This window comes from Gracilibacillus sp. HCP3S3_G5_2 (genome assembly GCF_052063305.1).
In the GTDB taxonomy this organism is placed as follows: Bacteria; Bacillota; Bacilli; order Bacillales; family Amphibacillaceae; genus Gracilibacillus.
Genome location: NZ_JBQHXU010000014.1, coordinates 66207 through 86763, shown reverse-complemented (window position 1 = coordinate 86763; position 20557 = coordinate 66207). Strand labels below are relative to the sequence as shown.

The 20557-nt window shown below is 38.0% G+C and carries 17 protein-coding genes and 1 riboswitch; of the genes, 12 read left to right on the top strand and 5 right to left on the bottom strand.

What is annotated here, in order from left to right:
- Positions 1–119: 119 nt before the first annotated feature.
- The 4 genes from ACTNEP_RS18015 (at position 120) to ACTNEP_RS18000 (ending at position 3225) form a co-directional block, all read left to right on the top strand.
- Positions 120–749: a PspA/IM30 family protein gene (locus ACTNEP_RS18015; RefSeq protein WP_441163364.1), complete on the top strand. Its 630-nt coding sequence runs from the start codon at positions 120–122 to the stop codon at positions 747–749.
- Positions 750–833: 84 nt separating this feature from the next.
- Positions 834–1553: a cell wall-active antibiotics response protein LiaF gene (gene liaF / locus ACTNEP_RS18010; RefSeq protein WP_441163363.1), complete on the top strand. Its 720-nt coding sequence runs from the start codon at positions 834–836 to the stop codon at positions 1551–1553.
- Positions 1550–2581, top strand: a complete 1032-nt coding sequence (locus tag ACTNEP_RS18005; protein WP_441163362.1) for a sensor histidine kinase — start codon at positions 1550–1552, stop codon at positions 2579–2581. The genes liaF and ACTNEP_RS18005 overlap by 4 nt, the downstream gene beginning before the upstream one ends.
- Before the next feature lie 2 nt (positions 2582–2583).
- On the top strand, positions 2584–3225 hold the full coding sequence (locus ACTNEP_RS18000; protein WP_441163361.1) for a response regulator: 642 nt from the start codon (positions 2584–2586) through the stop codon (positions 3223–3225).
- 32 nt (positions 3226–3257) lie between these two features.
- Here the strand turns inward: ACTNEP_RS18000 and ACTNEP_RS17995 are convergent, their stop codons facing one another.
- From ACTNEP_RS17995 to ACTNEP_RS17985, 3 genes are all read right to left on the bottom strand, one after another.
- Positions 3258–3866: a YpmS family protein gene (locus ACTNEP_RS17995; RefSeq protein ID WP_441163360.1), complete on the bottom strand. Its 609-nt coding sequence runs from the start codon at positions 3864–3866 to the stop codon at positions 3258–3260.
- Between the two features lie 12 nt (positions 3867–3878).
- The gene (locus ACTNEP_RS17990) at positions 3879–4763 is read right to left on the bottom strand and encodes an SGNH/GDSL hydrolase family protein (RefSeq protein WP_441163359.1); all 885 of its coding nucleotides are present in this window, start codon (positions 4761–4763) and stop codon (positions 3879–3881) included.
- A gap of 385 nt (positions 4764–5148) precedes the next feature.
- Positions 5149–6819 carry an aminotransferase class V-fold PLP-dependent enzyme gene (locus tag ACTNEP_RS17985; RefSeq protein ID WP_441163358.1) on the bottom strand — a complete coding sequence of 557 codons (1671 nt, stop codon included), beginning with the start codon at positions 6817–6819 and terminating at the stop codon, positions 5149–5151.
- A gap of 78 nt (positions 6820–6897) precedes the next feature.
- Positions 6898–7009: riboswitch (SAM riboswitch) on the bottom strand.
- Positions 7010–7201: 192 nt separating this feature from the next.
- Here ACTNEP_RS17985 and ACTNEP_RS17980 point away from each other — a divergent pair.
- The 4 genes from ACTNEP_RS17980 to ACTNEP_RS17965 all read left to right on the top strand — a co-directional run bounded on the left by ACTNEP_RS17980 (position 7202) and on the right by ACTNEP_RS17965 (position 12389).
- Complete coding sequence (locus ACTNEP_RS17980; protein ID WP_441163357.1) at positions 7202–7657, top strand: Hsp20/alpha crystallin family protein; 456 nt, start codon at positions 7202–7204, stop codon at positions 7655–7657.
- Positions 7658–7727: 70 nt separating this feature from the next.
- Complete coding sequence (gene cls, locus ACTNEP_RS17975; protein WP_441163356.1) at positions 7728–9170, top strand: cardiolipin synthase; 1443 nt, start codon at positions 7728–7730, stop codon at positions 9168–9170.
- A gap of 91 nt (positions 9171–9261) precedes the next feature.
- On the top strand, positions 9262–11151 hold the full coding sequence (locus ACTNEP_RS17970; RefSeq protein ID WP_441163355.1) for an ABC-F family ATP-binding cassette domain-containing protein: 1890 nt from the start codon (positions 9262–9264) through the stop codon (positions 11149–11151).
- The gene (locus ACTNEP_RS17965; protein WP_441163354.1) at positions 11151–12389 is read left to right on the top strand and encodes an aminopeptidase; all 1239 of its coding nucleotides are present in this window, start codon (positions 11151–11153) and stop codon (positions 12387–12389) included. The genes ACTNEP_RS17970 and ACTNEP_RS17965 overlap by 1 nt, the downstream gene beginning before the upstream one ends.
- Before the next feature lie 644 nt (positions 12390–13033).
- On the opposite strand, the gene recQ is transcribed toward ACTNEP_RS17965, so the two are convergent.
- A complete protein-coding gene (gene recQ / locus ACTNEP_RS17960) occupies positions 13034–14803 on the bottom strand; it encodes a DNA helicase RecQ (protein WP_441163353.1) in 1770 nt (589 codons plus the stop codon).
- 196 nt (positions 14804–14999) lie between these two features.
- On the opposite strand from recQ, the gene ACTNEP_RS17955 reads away from it, so the two are divergent.
- Entirely contained in the window at positions 15000–16844 is a 1845-nt protein-coding gene (locus ACTNEP_RS17955; protein WP_441163352.1) for a cation:proton antiporter, read from the top strand.
- Between the two features lie 13 nt (positions 16845–16857).
- Here ACTNEP_RS17955 and ACTNEP_RS17950 read toward each other — a convergent pair whose 3' ends face one another.
- Positions 16858–17040: an SE1832 family protein gene (locus ACTNEP_RS17950; protein WP_441163351.1), complete on the bottom strand. Its 183-nt coding sequence runs from the start codon at positions 17038–17040 to the stop codon at positions 16858–16860.
- 321 nt (positions 17041–17361) lie between these two features.
- Between ACTNEP_RS17950 and ACTNEP_RS17945 the strand changes: the two genes are divergently transcribed.
- The 3 genes from ACTNEP_RS17945 (at position 17362) to dctP (ending at position 20420) form a co-directional block, all read left to right on the top strand.
- On the top strand, positions 17362–17931 hold the full coding sequence (locus ACTNEP_RS17945; RefSeq protein ID WP_441163350.1) for a TRAP transporter small permease: 570 nt from the start codon (positions 17362–17364) through the stop codon (positions 17929–17931).
- Positions 17932–17959: 28 nt separating this feature from the next.
- Complete coding sequence (locus ACTNEP_RS17940) at positions 17960–19231, top strand: TRAP transporter large permease (RefSeq protein WP_441163349.1); 1272 nt, start codon at positions 17960–17962, stop codon at positions 19229–19231.
- Between the two features lie 94 nt (positions 19232–19325).
- The gene (dctP, locus tag ACTNEP_RS17935; RefSeq protein ID WP_441163348.1) at positions 19326–20420 is read left to right on the top strand and encodes a TRAP transporter substrate-binding protein DctP; all 1095 of its coding nucleotides are present in this window, start codon (positions 19326–19328) and stop codon (positions 20418–20420) included.
- Positions 20421–20557 lie beyond the last annotated feature (137 nt).

The following is a 20557-nucleotide window of genomic DNA, read 5'->3' as shown; positions in this document are numbered from 1 at the left end:
TGAATTACTTTCAATTTTTAACTATCTATAAGGTGTGTCAACTAACTAGTGTTTATAAAATATTGAGAATACGCGAGTATTTGGAAGAAAAATTAACTTTATTGAGGGAGGAATATAACATGTCAAACATATTTACACGTATTAAAGATTCAGTGATGGCGGATTTACATGAGGCAATGGATCGAAAAGAGGAGAAGAACCCAATCGCACACGTTAATCAGTACATTCGAGAATGTGAGCAGGAAGTAAAGAAAATTAAGCGGCTTGTGGAAAAACAGTATGAAATAAAAAATGATATTGCTAAAGAATTGAATCATGCCAAAATGATGGTTGAAAAACGCAAACGTCAGGTTCAATTAGCAGAGGAAATGCAAGAGGCAGCATTGCAGGCTGAAGCGCGAACAGAATTAGAGCAATTTGAGGCGCGTGTTTCTCAATTAAATGAAATGGCCGATAAATCAGTTAAAGATCTCGAGATGCTCGAAACAAAATATATCCAAATGAAACAGAAATTAAAAGATCTCTATGTAAAACGCCTTGAATTAAAGAGCAGGGAAAATGTTGCCCGCACCAAACAAGGGATGAATAAAGTGCTGGAAACAGAATTAGTTTCCAAAAGTGCTTCAAAATTTGCCGAGTTGGAAAGCTATATAGAACGTCTTGAACAACGTGTTCAGACAGATTACCGCTTGCATACATTAGATGCACGCTTTCAAGAATTAGAAAAAAAAGCTACAAATTCTAACTAAAAACATGCTATTCTATAAAGGTGCAGATAATCCTGCACCTTTTATTATCACTATCTATGTGACAAAAAGGAGGCCCATTTCACTATGTTAAAAAAAGCAAACAACGATCTATTACAGATTATTTTAATTATTGGCTGTGTATTGTTACTCATAGAATTTATTTTTATGGATGCTGGCCTCCTTTTTCTTATTGCACTAGGGGCAGTTGGCATGTACTTTGGAAGACGATCTTTCCAAACTACAACAGGTAAAACACTCTTCTGGGGTGGCGCATTCATTGTCTTTATTGCAGTTATTAATACATTTATCATTCGCTTTTTTATTTTTGTTATTCTTTTTTATTTTATTTGGCATTGGTATCAACAGAAACAAAAGGAGACCAAGCCACTGCCAAAGCATATTGATAGTACAGAAGAAACATTATACGAGGATCGTGTGATTCAAAATAAATGGTTTGGTAAATATCATACAACACAAAAAGGTTTCTCATGGCAGGACCTGAATATTCAATCAGCAGTCGGTGATGTGTTGATAGATTTAAATGATACCATGCTGCCAAAAGAAGAATCTGTCATGGTCATTCGTCATCTCGCCGGAAAAATTGTTATTATTGTACCATATGATATCGAAGTAACCATTGACCATACCGTTGTTTTTGGTGATATTGAAGCTTTTGATCACGAGGAAAAAAATGCCTTTAACCGTCACATTCAATTGCAAACAAAAGGATACCATGGTTCACCTCAAAGGGTAAAAATCTTTACCCAAATGATTGCCGGAAAGCTTGAGGTGAGAAGAGGATGAAATTATATACAAGAATGATTGCTACTGCTTCTTTGTTTTCCTTGTCTCTTCTCATTATTTTGAGTGTGTTTTACTATCTAGCATTTCCGATTGAAAACTGGCAATTATTATGGTCAACAAAGGTGTTAGAGATTCCATTTGTGGTGATGCTACCGACTATTACGATTCTGTTTGGATCAGTTATCGGAATTATCGTTGCGGTCGTTTGGCAGCGTCGGATTCAGTTTTTAGAGAACAGTTTAACCAGATTACTAAAAAATCAATCTTTTTCAGAGCCTATCTCCTATGAAGAAATGAATCATGTGCATAGCCGCTTAAAAGAAGTACAGCAGTATATTCAGGATCAGACGAAACGTACGCAAAAATTAATTGATGAAAGAGCAAGTGCACAGGAAGAAACGATTAACCAGGTTATCTCCGAGGAGCGTAACCGGCTGGCAAGAGAGTTGCATGACTCTGTTAGTCAAGAACTTTTCGCAGCTTCAATGCTTGTTTCTGCTGTCATTGCATCAAATTCAGAGCAAAAAGAAATAACGACAAGACAACTGCATCAAATCGAAGCAATGATTCAACAGGCACAATTAGAAATGCGTGCATTGCTCCTGCACTTACGCCCTGTCTTATTAAAAGATAAATCCTTGAATGAAGGGATGGAGCAACTATTGGAGGAGCTCCATGCTAAAGTACCGATGGAGATCTCTTGGCGTTTAGAAGAAATCAACGTGAACAAGGGGATCGAGGATCAGCTGTTTCGAATTTTGCAGGAAGCTCTTTCCAATGCGCTAAGGCATGCTAAAGCTTCTGCTATCGACGTGTTATTAATTGAACGGGATAACTTTTTGATTCTGAGAATTGTCGATGATGGTATCGGGTTTCACGTAGAGGAGAAAAAGGATAGCTCGTATGGCCTAACTAATATGTATGAGCGGGCAGCTGAAATTGGTGCGCGCCTTACTATCGTAAGTTTGTCAAATGAGGGAACGAAAATAGAAGTACGTGTTCCATTAATCAGTGAAGAAGGTGAATAATAGTGATACGAGTATTATTTGTTGACGATCATGAAATGGTGCGAATCGGCGTAAGTGCTTATTTGACCACACAAGAGGATATTGATGTGATAGCTGAGGCTGACAATGGTCAAAAGGCAGTAGAATTAGCCTTAGAGCATAGACCAGATGTCATCTTGATGGACTTAGTCATGGAAGGAATGGACGGTATTGAGGCTACACGCCAAATCATTAATGAATGGCCGGAAGCGAAAATTTTAATTGTCACTAGTTTTATTGACGATGATAAGGTCTATCCTGCATTAGAAGCTGGTGCAACAAGTTATCTGTTAAAAACGTCAAAAGCAGATGTAATCGCAGCAGCAATTCGTGATACGTATGCAGGGGAATCTGTTCTCGAAAAAGAAGTGACAGCGAAAATGATGGCGAAATTTAGCAGCCGAAAATCGAAAAGCTTACATGAAAGCTTAACCAACCGAGAAATGGAAATTTTATTACTGATTGCCCAAGGTAAGACTAACCAGGAAATAGCCGACGAACTATTTATTGCATTAAAAACGACAAAAGTACATGTCAGCAATATATTAAGTAAGTTGGAAGTACAAGATCGCACGCAGGCAGCTGTTTATGCCTATCAAAATGGATTAATTGAAAAGAAAGGGTAATATCAAAACTAGAAAAGGCCAGGCTTTTGGCCTCATTCTAACCCTAACGTATCATTTGGCACTTTAATGCGAAAGGCAATATTATCATTGGCTAAATCAATTTGCTGGGCTTTTACATGGAAATTACTCTTTAATTCCATTTGCGTTAAAGCAATATAAATACGCTCTTCTTTGGGATTGATTGTAATCCAATCAGGGGTTTCCACACGACTGCTAACATATTGTAAAATTCGGTCCTGGGGCAATCGTAATAATCCTAGGGACATCCCAGTTGACTGAAGAATGATGTCACCATTTTCCTGTACTACTGGTTCAAATGATATGTTGACAGGAACCTCTGTAGAAAAAGCTTCGACACTCCCCATTAAGTGCACTTCCTCATCGAGTCGAAAGGAATATTGAATATTACCCAACTGCGGTAATTGGGCAATATAAGCATTGATCAATTGATTCAAGTTTTCTTTACTTGAGCGGATGGTGAATTCAGCTCCCGCTTCCTCCTCCAGGTATACTTTTTCTGGCGGTTCTGCGCTAGGGACCGGCCAGTATATAAAGAGTATTATGCCAAAAAGAAGGAGAAAATTAATCGAAGCTAAGGTAACAAATAACTTTTTCCAATTCGTCGCTTTTTTCTCTTTCATGAATGTCATCCTTTAATTTTGAACTTGTTGTAAGTCATTTTCTAAGTAAGTAATTACACGTTCCGCCATTAATTCATATCCTCTGTGGTTCGGGTGGAAATTATCATCGGCAAACACATTCTCACTTTCATACTGATAAATGTCCTGCATCGGAATATAATGAACCTGTTCAAATTGATTGGTTGCTTGTAGGCTTTCATTATTCCAACGTGTCAAAATCTGATTTAGTGCTTCAATATCTCCAAAGTATCTCTCAAAAGGGTTAAAAAATCCTAATAGATAAATCTCAGCCTCTGGCTGAACAGAAGTAATGTGCGCTAATATTTGTGTTAACCGCTCACCATACGGCTCACGTCCTTCAATAAATGGTTCTTCTGTAAGATTCATAAAGTTGTCCTTCATTATTTGCATAATATCATTTGCGCCAATCGTAATAAGGACCATATCTGCCTTTTCCAATGATCTAGTAATCTCAGGGTTCTCGTTCAATCTTTTCAGCAAATGATCTGTACGATTACCACGCTTCCCATAGTTATCAAATGTGACATTAATATCTTGTTCCTCTAACCGTTCCTCTAAAATGCCAATATAACCACCATTATTTGTTTCATCCCCCACACCTTGTGTTAAGGAATCACCAATCGCCACAATGTGAGTATCCTTTTGAAAGAAGTTAAGTGCCTCCATTACTGCCTCCCGTACATTTCGGGTAATTGACCCTGTTTCCTGATCATTTGCTTCTTCTTCCATCATTTCTTCAGATGCTTCTTCCTCATCGCTAGGTTGAGAGTCAGCATCTTGGGATTCGTTTTGGTCAGTTTGGAGAAATAATAGAAAAATACCGATTGCGGTAATGAGGATAAATATTATAAGAAAAAAGAATACCTTTTTGTTCATCACTAACACCTACATTAAAAAGTCTCTTATTTGATTATACCCGTCTTTTAGATTTGTTAACAAAAATCAAATAGATAGGTGAGTCTGCTCACGAGATAAGTGGAGAGATATTCCCTGAACAATGGAGGGTATCTCGCCAAGCACATATCATGTTCGTATCCCAAAATGTATTTATTTGTATGTGTTTCAACAATATGCAATTCGATAGCTGAAAATGCTTGTTTTTGTATAATGTTATGTATTGTACCACAATCAAGAATTCAGGGTAAATAGGAAAATATGCTGTTAAACACGATAAGACCGCAAGCCATTACAAAGGTCTGCGGTCTTATTATATATATTTATCTTGGGGAGATAAATAACGTTATTCAGGGAGAAAATGAATTTATTCTCCGCGGCGTAAGCGATCTGCTTCCTGGAACGGACATTTATTTTCAATGACGATTTGTCCGCTTGCTTCTGCTTTGCGCTTCGTTTCAGGATTGGTTTGCTCCTTGGCAAACCAGACAATTTTTGCTTTATCGGTATAAGCATTTGCTGCTTCTTCACTATTAGTAACAAATAAAATATCGATAGCGCCATCGACAGCATTTGCCGGAATAATCTTATAACCTAGTTTATTTAATCTCGTCAGTGCTTCTGAATTATCAATATCACCAGCTACAGCTATTGTTTTCGGACGAATTCCTTCATTCTCTCGAGCGAAAGGTGAGGAAAGTGCCCAAGCAATAGCTTTTTCAGCGTCCGGCTTAATAGTTGGTTCACTATTAGTTGCTTTAGCGATCGCCTGATCTAGGTCTGCGATAATATCCTCTGCTGTTTCAATCCCAACAGACAGACGAATTAACTCTTCGGTAACACCAGATGCTTTTAATTCTTCTCCATTTAACTGCTGATGTGTAGTAGATGCAGGGTGAATAATTAATGATTTTGCATCTCCGACATTGGCTACATGAGACCATAAGTGAATATGATCGATTATCTGACGACCAGCATCTCGACCACCTTTTATACCAAAGACGATAATAGAGCCAAAATGGTTACATAAATATTTTTTGGCTAATTGATGAGAAGGGTGATTCTCCAAACCTGGATAAGAAACCCATTCTACTTGTGGATGATTTTCCAGGTAATGAGCAACTGCTTTTGTGTTTTCGCCATGTCGCTCAATACGTAAATGTAATGTCTCCAGTCCCTGTAAGAAATAAAAGGCATTTTGAGGACTTAATGATGGGCCAATATCCCGAAGTAACTGTACACGCAATTTGGTAGCAAATGCAGCTGGTCCGATATCGATCCCGAATCTTATACCGTGATACGTATCATCTGGCTCAGTGAATCCAGGGAATCGTTCATTATTCCAATTAAATCTTCCACTATCTACGACAACTCCACCAATTGATGTTCCGTGACCACCGATCCATTTTGTTGCAGAGTGGACAACAATATCAGCACCCCAGCTAATCGGTTTACATACATAAGGTGTAGCAAAGGTATTATCAATAATTAAAGGTATTCCTTGCTCATGAGCAATATCCGCTACTGCTTCGATATCGAAGACATTCAGACTAGGATTAGTAATCACTTCACCGAAGATCGCTTTTGTTTTGGAGGTAATCGCATTACGGAAATTCTTTGGATCTGTTCCATCGACAAATTTCACATCAATCCCGTATTTGGGCAATGTTTTATTGAATAAATTAAACGTACCACCGTATAAATTACTGTCGGCGATAATTTCATCTCCAGCATTGGCAAGGTTTAAGATAGCTAGTGTAATGGCAGATGCTCCCGAAGCTGTACCCACTGCTGCTACGCCATCCTCTAACAAGGCCATTCGTTGTTCAAAAGCATCAACAGTAGGATTCATGATCCGAGAATAAATATTCCCAGTTTCTGCTAAAGCAAATAAATTTTGGGCGTGCTCCGTATTATTAAATACATACGAAGTTGTTTGATAAATGGGAACAGCACGAGCATTTGTGGCAGGATCGACTTGTTGTCCACCATGTAAAAGGTTTGTTTCACTACCTGGAAATTGGAACGAATTTGTCATTATGTACCCTCCTAATTAGAAATAAAAAACCTCTTCTTTACAAAAGTAAGAAGAGGTTGAAATGTATTAGTCGTCCTCCTCTTATCTTTCAGGTGAAACCTGTAGGATTTAGCACCAATTCAATTTACTGTTTAAACTGAAGGTTGCCGGGCTTCATAGGGCCTATTCCCTCTGCCTCTCTTAATAAGAGTTAAAATGTGTATTCAATTGTCCTCATTATAAGTTATATATTGGAAATCGTCAACAGAAAATTCAGAATATTAAAGGTGATTAACAGCAGGATCATTTACTATCTAGGTGCATAAAATAAAAGAGCACCCTGATAAGTATTGTCACTCATCAATTGTAACAGTAATAACGATGTATAGAAAGGAGTGATCCAGTGTCACAAAAAGGTGGAATACCGGAATGGGGAGAAGATTTTATCAAGAAGCTCGATGCTTTTCTCTATGAAAAACCTACAAGAAATGTAATGGAAACGATCGACAGCTTTTTTGAACAGGCAAAAGTCCCAAGGCAAATCCCTGTAGATATTGCAGAAACCGAACAGGAATGGATAGTGCGTGTTGATTTACCAGGAATAAAGAAAGAACAAATTCAACTACGAATAATAGGTAATCAAATTACTGTGATGATCGATTATTTAGAGGAAACCGAACAGTATGATGAATCGTATCATTATTATCATAAAGAAAGAAGGCAGCATCGTAACCAACGAACCATTACTTTGCCATATGCTGTGGATAAAAGAACGGCAAAAGCAAGCTTTCAAGATGGTGTGTTAGAAATTAAAGGCCCGAAAACGGAAAAAGATAACGGCTCGATTACGATTGACTAGGCTAATAGCGATTGCTATTAGCTAGGTCATAATTGTGCTATATTAGTAAAGAAGAAGGGAGGGGCTACATGTGGAGTTTTTTCAACTTATTATTAGTTTTACCTTAATTTTTAATATTCTGTTATCGTTAACCATTATCTTTTTAGAGCGTAAAAATCCAACTTCTACGTGGGCATGGATCATGGTATTAACATTTATTCCGATTGTTGGCTTTATTCTATATCTTATTTTTGGCCGAAAGTTAAGTAACAAAACGATCTTTACTTGGGATACTAAAAGTAAATTAGGGGTTAAAACGGCCGTTCAAAAGCAATTACGTGAAATTGAAAATGACGAATTTTTTCTCAATGATTCTAGAATGTACCAATATAAGGACTTATACTACCTTCATTTATGTAATAATGATGCGATTTTTTCACAGGATAATGACGTACAGATCTTTACCAATGGAAACCGGAAATTCAATTCCTTAATGGAAGATATCGAAAATGCCACTGACCATATTCATTTGCTGTATTACATAGTAAGGTCTGATCATCTTGGTCAACGACTGGCAGATCTCCTGATAAAAAAAGCAAAAGAAGGAGTCGAAGTTCGTTTTTTATATGATGATTTAGGCTCACGATCACTAAGCAGAAAAATGATTAAAAGAATGCGTCAAGCTGGTGCAGAAGTGGAAGGTTTTTTTCCACCATTAATCCCGAAAGTAAATCTTAAGATTAATCATCGTAACCATCGTAAACTGGCGATTATTGATGGGAATATAGGTTATATTGGCGGTTTTAATATTGGCGATGAATATTTAGGTCAGGACAAACGATTCGGTTATTGGCGTGATACTCATTTACGTATTACCGGTAGCGCGGTCAAACATTTGCAAACTAGGTTTATTCTTGATTGGAATCAGGCATCCCGTCATGATATTGAATATGATGAGCGTTATTATACAGCAGTCCCAACTGGGAAAATCGGTATGCAAATAGTTTCGAGTGGACCGGATTCTGAGTGGGAACAGATAAAGCATGGCTATATAAAGATGATCATGTCAGCAAAGGGCTATATTTATATCCAAACACCCTATTTTATTCCGGATGAAAGTCTATTGGATGCATTGAAGATTGCCTGTCTTTCAGGCGTGGACGTTCGAATTATGATTCCTAATAAACCCGATCATCCCTTTGTATATTGGGCAACCTATTCCTATATTGGCGATTTGTTAAAAGCAGGTGCAACTGTTTATATTTATCAAAAAGGGTTTCTACATGCTAAAATGATAGTAGTAGACAGTAAAATTGCATCGGTAGGAACGGCGAATATTGATGTTCGCAGTTTTCGCTTGAACTTTGAAGTGAACGCCTTTTTATATAATGAGACAATTGCAGAAATGTTGGTTGATGAATTTGAGAAAGATATGGAGCATGTCACGAACCTTACCTATTCTTTATATCAACAGCGTTCATTATGGATTAAGATCAAAGAGTCTATTTCAAGATTAATTTCACCAATTTTGTAGAAAACAGTTTCCAGCAATAGGAAATGCAAAAACGTACCGATGCACCCCATTGGCATTGTCCGGGTTGTCTTAACTAGAAAGGAAAGATATAATGCGCACGATTAAAGTAGATAGTCTAGTCAAAACATACGGTGAGAAAGAATTGTTTGACGGGATCTCGTTTGCGATTACCGGAAATGATCGGATTGGCTTGATCGGGGTTAATGGTACAGGTAAGTCCACTTTGTTAAAAGTTTTAGCAGGTATGGATCAGGCAGAATCTGGTACAATCGATCATCCGAATGATTACCGGATAGAATACTTGGATCAAGATCCACAGTTAGAAGAGGAAGACACGGTGCTCTACCATATTTATTATGGAGATGCAGCCATCATGGTTACCTTACGGCAATATGAATCAGCAGTATTAGCTTTGGAAAAAGACCCACAAAATGAAGCAATGCAGAATCAACTATTAAAAATGCAGGAAAAGATGGACCAGGTAGAAGCCTGGGATGCGATGACACTGGCTAAAACAATCCTAACAAAATTAGGGGTGCCTGCATTTGACGAGAAAATTGCCAATCTATCTGGTGGACAGCGTAAACGTGTTGCAATTGCCAAAGCATTAATTCAACCAGCAGATTTACTCATACTTGATGAGCCGACTAACCATCTCGACAACGATACCATTGAATGGCTAGAAGAATTTTTGCCAAACTATCAGGGTGCGATTTTACTTGTTACGCATGACCGTTATTTTCTTAATCGGATTACCAACCGTATTTTTGAGTTGGATAAGGGTAACTTATATACATATGAAGGCAATTACCAAACATTTTTAGAGCAAAAAGCATTGCGAGAAGAACAGGAATTACAGGCTGAACAAAAACATCGAAATATTCTAAAAAAAGAAATCGCTTGGCTTAAGGCAGGTGTAAAGGCTAGAACAACGAAACAAAAAGCACGGATTGATCGCGTCGAACAAATGAAGGAGAGAACTTTTGATACAAAGAAACACGATTTGGACTTTCAGGTAGGCTCCACTCGCCTTGGTAAAAAAGTGATGGAAATCAAAGGATTGCGCAAAGCATATAATGAAAAACTACTGTTTAAAGATTTCGATTTTCTCATCAAGCCAGGTGACCGAATCGGAATTGTAGGTGCTAATGGCAGCGGAAAAACCACCTTACTTCATATTTTGGCAGGTCATATTGAACCGGATGCAGGAACAATTGATGTCGGAGAGACAGTGAAAATTGGTTATTACACACAAAATTATCCGCAACTCGATGATAGTGTGAAAGTGATTGATCTCGTGCGTGATGTAGCGGAGGTAGTACACACGATTGATGGTGGTATCATTACAGCAGAACAAATGCTGGAGCGATTTTTATTTCCAAGATCACAACAGTGGACATATGTCCGGAAATTATCAGGTGGTGAACGGCGCAGACTATATTTATTAACGGTATTAATGCGAGAGCCGAATGTATTATTTCTGGATGAGCCAACCAACGATCTTGATACTGAAACATTATCGGTGCTGGAAGACTATTTAGATCAATTTCCGGGCGTGGTCATTACGGTATCACATGATCGTTACTTTCTTGACAAAACGGTGGAACAGATTATTGCTTTTACGGGAGGTGAAACACTTAGCTTTTTCTACGGGAATTATTCCGAATTTCGGGAACAACAGCAGGAATCAGTAGCTGAGACTTACCAAACCAAGTCTACTGCCAACCAACGTCCGAAGCGTAAAAAGAAAAAACTATCCTATCGTGAACAAAAAGAATGGGATACTATTGAAGATGAGATAACAGAACTGGAAACAGAGCTCGAGCAAATCGCAACAGAAATTGCCGAAGCAGGAAGTGACTTTGATAAAATCCAACCACTGTACGATAAACAGAGTGCAATGGAACAACAATTGGAAGCAAAAATAGAAAGATGGGAAGAACTATCCCTTTTAATAGAGGAACTGAAGGAGGAATCATAATGACAGATAAACAGCTACAGGAAAAATACGCAGAATTAGCTTTAAAAACAGGAGTGAATTTACAAAAGGGACAAGCACTTGTAATCAATTCCACTATTGAGGGAGCTGATTTTACAAGAATAGTAGCTCGCAAAGCATATGAAATGGGTGCAAAAAATGTACATATTAATTGGTCAGATGATGAATTGACTTATTTAAAATATTACTATGCACCAGAAGAAGTGTTGACAAATGTTCCTGAATGGCAAGTGAGAAAGCAGTTAGACTTTGCGGAAGATGGAGCAGCTTTATTAAATATTCGCTCTACCAACCCAGATTTATTAAAGGATATTGATCCTGCTAAAATCGCAAAAGCGACCAAAGCAAGTGGGGAAGCGATGAAAGAGTTTCGTCAATATACAATGAATGATCGTATTCCATGGTCAATCATTTCGATCCCTACAGGTGATTGGGCACAAAAAATCTTCCCTAACAAATCGAAAGAAGATGCAATCGAAAGCTTATGGAAAGAAATCTTCCAAATTGTTCGTGTTGATCAGGAAGATCCGATTGCTGCATGGGATGAGCACAACAACATGTTAAGGCAAGCACGTGAATATTTGAATAAAAAATCTTACAAAGCATTGATCTTTAAATCAGAAGGTACAGATATCCGTTTTGAACTACCTGAAGGACATATTTGGAAAGGTGGTTCAGCAAAATTACCTAATGGGAAAGACTTTAATCCAAATATGCCTACAGAAGAAGTGTTCACGATGCCCCATAAATATAAAGTGGATGGGAAAGTAACGGCAACCAAGCCACTTGTATATGGTGGTAACATGATTGATGGCTTCAGTTTAACGTTCAAAGATGGAAAAGTAGTCGATTTTGAAGCTGAAAAAGGCTACGATACGTTGAAGCATTTGCTTGAAACAGATGAAGGAGCTACAAGGCTTGGTGAATTGGCATTAGTACCACACGCCTCTCCCGTTTCCCAGTCTGGTTTAATATTCTATAACACACTATATGATGAGAATGCGTCCTGTCATATTGCTTTAGGGAAAGCATATCCTACCAACCTTGAAGGTGGATCTGATATGAATGAGGAAGAACTAGACAAACATGGGGTGAATGATAGCTTGATACATGTGGATTTCATGATCGGTTCAGCAGACTTAGACATCGACGGTGAAACACAAGATGGACAAAAAGAACCTGTCTTCCGCCAAGGAGCATGGGCCATCGATTTTGATTAAGGAAATGAATAGAAAGAGATTGGGATATAATCTATTTTCTTAACATCAAATACGAACGATACAAAAGTATTATTTCGTGATATAGGGATAATGTTCACTTAAGTTTTATGATATCGAGTTTAAAGCATCCGCTCCGGCTGACCGTTTCGCTTTCCGAGGGGCATGCTCTTCAGCTAACTTTTGCAAAGAAGATCACTTTACAAAAGTGGATCTTCAGATCATGCTAATCCCTCCGGAGTCGAAACGGTCGGCCTGTGCTATTTTAGAAGCTACAACGAATGAGAGAAATAACCTGGCTATCTACTCACTACGATCAAAACTAGCTATCATCAAATAATGGGTCACTATCCTAGCTGTAGTAAATAGTGTAGAACACCTCTAATAGCGTAGGAGTGAAAGTGGACAGCCGGAGCGATGGTTACGCAACGATAACCTCTCAAAATTACTACGAAGCAAAATAAGTTATTGCGTAGTATGTTCCTAATAAATAGGAAAATCCAAACGATTTCAACTGTCTACTTGACAGGGGGCAGTTCATAATCATTTGGATTTTTGTAATGATAAATTCTTTTGTTCCAACTTCTTTTATATAAGAAGTAGTTAAGTTATCGGTTAAAAATACCTGTCACTTTAACAGAACTGTGCTAAGCTTCTTCTGCAAAGCATTCCAGAAACACTTCACCATATTGCTCGAATTTCCGCTCACCAACACCATGAACTTGTAACATCTCATATCTCGACGTTGGCTTGATAATAGACATTTCCCGCAAGCTTTTATCAGAGAAAATCACGTATGGTGGAACACCTTGCTGATCTGCCAAGGACTTTCGCACCCTTCTTAATTGCTCAAACATATCTGTATCGTATTCGACAGCTTCTTTTGTCGCCACTTTAGCTGCCTGTACATATACTTTTTCTTCTCCTTTCAGAACAGATACAGCTCGTTTGCCCAAGCGCAGGACAGGGTATCGTCCACCTTCTGATAACAAAAAGTCCTCCGCTACTAAAAATTGAATAAAGGAAACTAGTTCTTTCTCTGTCCTATCTTTCATTAATCCATATGTAGATAAACGATCAAATCGGAATTGCTTTACTTTTTTATCATTCGAGCCTTTTAACACTTTTGCTACCAAACTGGATCCGAATCGTTGGTCCATTCGCTTGACACATGAAAGTACCATCTGTGCTTCCTTTGTGCGGTCCACCTTTTCCCATTCACTATCACAGTTTGAGCAGCTTCCACATGCATCACTTGAAGAAATAGTATCATTAAAATAACGCAAAATATATTGCTGCAGGCATTGATCTGTGTGGCAATAATTGATCATCGCCTGTAATTTGTCATATTCCCCTTTCTTTTTCTCCTCATCCATTTCCGACTGGTCTATTAAATACTTTTGCAAGGTAATATCTTGTCCGGAAAAAAGAATGACACATTGGCTTGGCTCACCATCACGACCGGCACGACCAGCTTCTTGATAGTAACTTTCCAGATTTTTCGGAAGGGCATAGTGAAGCACATAACGGACATTGGATTTATCAATCCCCATACCGAAAGCATTGGTAGCTACCATTACACGTGCATTGTCATATATAAAGTCATTTTGAGCCTCTTTTCTCGCTTTCTCCGACATCCCGGCATGATATTTTTGGACAGAGATTCCTTTCTCTTTTAGCAGAAAATACAACTGGTCAACCTGTTTTCGGGTAATGGCATAAATAATACCTGTATCATCAGGGTGTGCCTGTAAATAATCAATGATATAACTTTGCCGATCATGCCCTTTGACCACCTGGAATGTTAGATTGTTGCGAGCAAAGCCAGTATTAACAACTGCATCGTGACTTACATCTAGCAACTGTTGTAAATCGTGAATCACTTCTTTAGTGGCAGTTGCGGTTAATCCGATCAGGACAGGTTGTTTGCGTAATTGCTTAACAGCTTTTACAACAGTGCGATAACTTGGACGGAAATCATGCCCCCATTGTGAAATACAGTGGGCTTCGTCAAAGGCAATCAAAGAAATATCTAATGAATTAATCGCAGCAAAGAATGTATTTGAATCAAAGCGTTCTGGTGCCACATAAACAAATTTGTATCTTCTATTACGAATTTCCTCTAACCTGTTAAATTGTTCTTCGGTTGATAAGGAACTGTTAATGTATGTAGCCGCAACACCTAAGGATTGTAAAGCATCTACCTGATCTTTCATTAGTGAAATAAGGGGGGAGATTACGAGAGTAATTCCATCTTGGGCAAGACCAGGAATTTGATAACAAATTGATTTTCCACCACCTGTCGGCATGATAGCTAATGTATTTTTATGGGTAAGAATTTGTTCAACAATTTGTTCCTGACCAGGGCGGAAATGGTCATAACCAAAATATGTTTTTAATAAATCTAAGGTATTCATAATTTATCATCCTTTAAATAAACTCATTGTTAGCATAACATTTTTTCACGATGATACCTATATGCAAAATTTAGCTTATTATAAAAAAGAAATATTTACATCCATTCAAATAACCTTTAAAATGATGTAAGCTTCCAATGAATGTAATGAAAGTGAAAATAGATAGAAAAAACAGCATGCGGAGGGGGGAATAGTGATGGACTCATTATTATTAATACTCATGCTTATTGCAGTTCTCGGGGTCGGGTCCCAATGGATAGCTTGGAAATTTCAACTACCTGCCATTGTTGTTATGTCGATAGCAGGATTACTCGCAGGCCCGATATTCGGATTGATGAACCCGGAGGAAGCCTTTGGTGATTTATATCGCCCATTTATTTCAATAGCAGTTGCGATTATCCTTTTTGAAGGAAGTCTGAATTTAAACTTTAAAGAGGTAAAAGGTCTAGGGAAGCCAGTCTTTCGTATTGTAACATTGGGGGCCTTTCTTGCCTGGATATTCGGTTCGTTAACTGCACACTATGTAGCAGGATTATCCTGGGCGGTTGCATTTGTCATTGGTGGTATTTTTATTGTAACAGGACCAACAGTTATTTTGCCATTATTAAGGCAATCAAAATTAAAACCAACACCAGCGAAGATCCTCAAGTGGGAAGGGATTGTTGTCGACCCATTTGGTGCGTTATTGGCTGTCTTCGCGTTTGAATTTATCTTATTTCTGTCAGCTGACGGAAGAGACGCAACAGCTTTATTGTTTTTCTTATTAGCATCGATGTTTGCCGTGGTACTCGGTGTTGTTTTTGGAAAAGTAATTGGCTGGATGTTTGAGTCAGGCCATATACCCGAGTTTTTAAAGTCTCCTGCTGTTTTCGTAGCCGTAATAGCCTGTTTTATCATTGCAGATGAAGTGAAGCACGAAACAGGTTTGTTAGCTGTAACAGCAATGGGGATGACATTAGCAAATCTCGGTATATCATCGATCAAAGATATGCGTCATTTTAAAGAAAACATTTCTATATTGTTAATATCTACTGTGTTCATTCTATTGACGGCATCACTTACAATGGAGACACTGCTGGATGTATTCCGGCCAGAAATAATCGGATATGTATTGTTAATGCTATTTGTCGTTCGTCCACTGTCGATTTTCTTATCAACGATCAAAACCGGGCTTTCGTTGCAGGAGAGGACGTTGGTTGGCTGGATTGCACCTAGGGGGATTGTTGCCTTAACAGTAGCAAGCTATTTTGCAACAGTACTGGAAGATGAAGGTTTTGCAGGAGCTTCCCTCGTTACTTCTTTAACTTTTGCATTAGTATTCTCTACAGTGGTTGTGCATGGCTTTTCGATTGGTTGGTTAGCTAAAAAATTAAACCTCTCATCTGAAGGGAAGCCTGGAGTCCTGATTGTCGGCTCTAACCGTTTTACGAATGCATTAGCAAAGGTGATGCACGAACTTGATATTCCAGCAATGATAGTTGATTCATCATGGGATCGGCTGTATCGAGCCAGAAAAGAAGGAGTCCGTCATAATCATTGTGAAATCCTGTCGGAGCAGACGGAGTATACGATCGATTTCACCCCATATGATTATTTATTAACGGCGACCGAATATGATTCTTATAATGCATTGGTTTGTACTACTTTCCTGCCGGAGTTTGGTCGGAAGAATGTATTCCGTTTAACGAAGCAAAGTCATAGTGGAGACAATTTAGTCGATCTCGATCATAAGATTGGTGGAAAGGAAGTATTTACATCAGCAGAAGGTATCGAGGATCTCAAATATAAATTAAAGAGTGGCTATGTCTTACGAAAAACTACGTTAACCGGTCGTTATTTATTTGAAGATTATTTAAGAGATCGGGATAAGGAAACGGTACTGTTATTTGTACTGAAGCAATCAAAACAAATTGAATTTTTTACAGAAGATATAGAAACAACAGCAACAGCAGGTGATACGATTGTTAGCTTAACACCACCAAGTAAAGAATTTAATAAAATCCAAGAAAAATTAGAGAAAAAAAGAAATGGAAAAAGCTAGCAACGAGCAGTTGCTAGCTTTTTTGTTGTTGTAGCTTCTGGCGAAGTGAGGAAATCTGTGCGGCTAAACGTTCTAATTCTTTTTCATTATATTCTGTATTGGCGCCAACATATACTAGTTTTTCAAGATCAGCAGATAGTCTTGTGTAATCCGCTTTTAAATCTTCAATTTCCGCTTCTATTTCTTTTCTGGTCATTTTTTTCACCCCAATTAATGATGCTATCTCCTTTATTAAGCGTAAATCAGTAACAGTAAATAGTAAAGTCACATGCAATAATAAACAAATATTTCCATAAATATGAAAAACTTGAACCATTTTTAAAGGATAATGAATTATTTATGAGGAAATGACATTATATATCCATGAAAGGCGACCATTTTTTTTAGATACCAGTATTTGTAGTTTAATTGATCTCAATCAAGTTATAGTAAATTTGTGAACGCTACAACATTTTTGTACCATTAAATATAGTACAATTTCGGCGAGTTAGTCCTTTGTAGGGGAGGAAGAGAAATAGTGAAGGTATTTCACTGGATAGACAAAATGATAATGAGGCTTGAGGAATTCATCCTTAGCTTTGCGATTATATTAATCACGATCATGATCGTTGGGAATGTTATAGCACGTGAAGTGTTTAACTCAGGTGCGTTTTACTTTGCATATGAAGTGAGTAAATTTGCGATCGTTATCGCCACATTCATGGGTATATCTTATGCGGCAAGAAAAGGACGCCACATCAGTATGTCAGCATTCTATGACTTTGCTCCGTTTAAAGTGCGAAAAGTAATGATGATTATGATTAACTTTATTACGGCGATCGTTATGTTCTTAATGGCGTACTATTCATACAGCTATGTCATGTTTGAGCATAGTACGGGGGCTATTACGACTTCTTTGGAATTGCCTAGATATTTAATGGCTGTGTTTATTCCCATCGGTTTTGTGACAGCAGGTATTCAATTTTTACGCAATACCTTTGTTAATTTTACTGCTAAGGCGAAGGACAAAGTTTATTTAGGAGTTGATGCAGTAGATTATAATGATGAAAAGAAAAAAGACGTAAAATTAGAAGATTTATCTATTTAAACGATAAAACTGTGGAGAGGAAAAGTTTATGTTAACGACATTATTATGCATAATGATTGTATTATTGCTGTTAAATTTCCCGATGATGATACCGTTGATATTAGCACCGGTTGTCGTTATGCTCATCTTTAATCCTAATTTAAACATGGACTTATTGATGGGACAGTTGCTAACAGGGATAGAATCACCGGTATTATTATGTGTGCCGTTATTTATATTTGCAGCAGATATCATGACGTCCGGAAAAACGTCAAATAGATTGTTAGATTTTATCGGGGCATTTGTTGGGCACATTCGTGGAGGTTATGCGGTTACAACAGCAGCTGCGTGTACAATGTTTGGTGCCATTTCGGGATCGACACAGGCGACGGTTGTAGCAATCGGGCGGCCGATGCGTGAAAGGTTATTAAAGATTGGATATAAAGATTCGAGTGCAATAGCATTAATCATTAACTCTAGTGATGCTGCGCTTCTGGTACCTCCGAGTATCGGGATGATTATATATGCATTGGCAGCAGGTTCAGGTGTATCAGTCGGTGACTTATTTATCGCTGGTATAATTCCAGGTCTTATGGTGTTTTTATCGTTTGCTATATATAGTGTCATCTATGCAAAGGTTAAAAATATTCCATTAGCTGAAAGAGTTTCATGGCCTGAAAGATTCAAATTCTTTAGAAAGGCATTATTACCACTTGGTTTTCCAATCATTATTATTGGTGGTATTTATTTAGGGGTCTTTACGCCTGTTGAGGCATCTGGTATTTCCGTATTATATGCGTTAATTCTGGAAGTGCTTATTTTCAGAACAATACCGTGGAAGAAAATCCCGAGTATCGCACTCTCAACAGGTTTAGTTACATCAGCCGTGTTCATTTTAGTAGCTGGTGGTCAGCTATTTACATGGGTTCTTGGTTATGCGAGAATCCCACAACAAATTACCGAAACAGTTCTGGGAACAGATCCGAGTGCATTATATGTTTTAATTATTGTCAGTATCTTTTTCTTTGTCGGGTGTATGTTTGTTGATCCAATTGTCGTCATTTTAATTTTAACACCAATTTTCGCACCTGCCGCAGAACAAGCTGGTGTAGACTTAATTCACCTTGGAATTATTGTTACATTCCAAGCAGCATTAGGATCAGCAACACCACCATTTGGGGTCGATATTTTCACGGCCAGTGCGGTATTTAAAAAGCCTTATCTAGAGGTAATTAGAAGTACACCGCCATTTATTATCATACTACTGATTATCGGTGTGTTACTCATTTTGTTCCCACAATTATCTTTAACCTTAATTTAAGTTAATAAAGCAGGCTAACTAGTTAGTCGCTTTAAATAAATTAATACTACATTTTTAGGGGGTAATAATCATTTTTCACAAAAAGTATTTACTTATGATGGTCTCCATTTTCACACTTAGCCTATTACTGGTAGCATGTGGTGGAGAGAACGAAGAAGGAACAGAAGACACAGGGGATGAAACAGCTACAGAAGGAACTGACGAAGGTGGAGAAGAAGCAACTGGTGATTTTGAAGAAGATACTTGGCAATTTGTAACAGAGGAGCTTCAAGGAGAAGTTCAATATGAGTATGCTGCAGAATTTGCCAATCGTATTAGTGAAAAAACTGGAGGAGCTATCACAGTTGAGCCATTAGAATATGGGGCACTAGGTAGTGAGGTAGACCAGGCACAATTATTACAACAAGGTGGCGTGGAGCTAGCAGTTATGTCACCAGGTTTTACAGGTGGGCAAGTTCAAGACGGTCAGATTTTTTCCCTTCATTATTTTTTCCCATCTGATCAGGAACAAGTACAGGAAGTATTGACTAATAGTGAAGCATTAAATCAAGATTTGCGTGCGAAGTATGAAGAGCATAGTATTTCACCTCTTTCTTACTGGACAGAAGGTGCCATGGCATGGACTAGTAATGTTGGTATTGAATCACCTTCTGATTGGCAAGGACTTAACATGCGTGTCCAAGAATCACCATTAATGCGTGAAACTTATAGTGCTTATGGTGCAACCGTACAATCATTAAGCTGGGGCGAGCTTTATACGGCATTAGACCGTGAAACGGTGGATGCACAAGAAAACCCTATTTTCTTTATCGAATCTGCAAGCTTCCATGAAGTGCAAGACACTATTACTATTTCCAATCATAATAACTATGTAGCAATGACTACAGCGAATACTGATTGGTATAACAGTCTTGACGATAGTGTGAAACAAGTTGTAGATGAAACAGTTGCAGAAATGCAAGAATGGGTATTTGAAGAGCAGCTAAGTCAGAATGAAGCTGGTCTAGAAACGATTGAAGCTGATACAGATAACCCGACAGAAATCATTGAACTGGATGAAGATCAAATTGCTGAGTTTAGAGAAGTGGCTGAGCCGGTGCATCAATACTATCGTGATGAAGTAGAAGGTATTGACCCAGCAATTTTTGATAAACTACAAGAAGAAATCGCAGAAGTTATGGGCGAATAATCCCATCTGAAAAAGCCTTAGCGTGGAATGCTAAGGCTTTTTTGCATGTAATATAGCTTGGCTAAAGACCCAATCAGTCCTATTAATTTGCGAAACTTCGAAAAAAATTCGTATTCTTCCTAGTGTATAGTGAGACT

What these genes read in the sequence shown, in the direction of transcription:
- ACTNEP_RS18015 (WP_441163364.1), top strand. Translation starts at nt 120, where the DNA reads ATGTCAAACATATTTACACGTATTAAAGATTCAGTGATGGCGGATTTA.
- liaF (WP_441163363.1), top strand. Translation starts at nt 834, where the DNA reads ATGTTAAAAAAAGCAAACAACGATCTATTACAGATTATTTTAATTATT.
- ACTNEP_RS18005 (WP_441163362.1), top strand. Translation starts at nt 1,550, where the DNA reads ATGAAATTATATACAAGAATGATTGCTACTGCTTCTTTGTTTTCCTTG.
- ACTNEP_RS17995 (WP_441163360.1), bottom strand. Translation starts at nt 3,866, where the DNA reads ATGAAAGAGAAAAAAGCGACGAATTGGAAAAAGTTATTTGTTACCTTA.
- ACTNEP_RS17990 (WP_441163359.1), bottom strand. Translation starts at nt 4,763, where the DNA reads ATGAACAAAAAGGTATTCTTTTTTCTTATAATATTTATCCTCATTACC.
- ACTNEP_RS17985 (WP_441163358.1), bottom strand. Translation starts at nt 6,819, where the DNA reads ATGACAAATTCGTTCCAATTTCCAGGTAGTGAAACAAACCTTTTACAT.
- ACTNEP_RS17970 (WP_441163355.1), top strand. Translation starts at nt 9,262, where the DNA reads ATGCGCACGATTAAAGTAGATAGTCTAGTCAAAACATACGGTGAGAAA.
- ACTNEP_RS17965 (WP_441163354.1), top strand. Translation starts at nt 11,151, where the DNA reads ATGACAGATAAACAGCTACAGGAAAAATACGCAGAATTAGCTTTAAAA.
- recQ (WP_441163353.1), bottom strand. Translation starts at nt 14,803, where the DNA reads ATGAATACCTTAGATTTATTAAAAACATATTTTGGTTATGACCATTTC.
- ACTNEP_RS17955 (WP_441163352.1), top strand. Translation starts at nt 15,000, where the DNA reads ATGGACTCATTATTATTAATACTCATGCTTATTGCAGTTCTCGGGGTC.
- ACTNEP_RS17950 (WP_441163351.1), bottom strand. Translation starts at nt 17,040, where the DNA reads ATGACCAGAAAAGAAATAGAAGCGGAAATTGAAGATTTAAAAGCGGAT.
- ACTNEP_RS17940 (WP_441163349.1), top strand. Translation starts at nt 17,960, where the DNA reads ATGTTAACGACATTATTATGCATAATGATTGTATTATTGCTGTTAAAT.
- dctP (WP_441163348.1), top strand. Translation starts at nt 19,326, where the DNA reads ATGATGGTCTCCATTTTCACACTTAGCCTATTACTGGTAGCATGTGGT.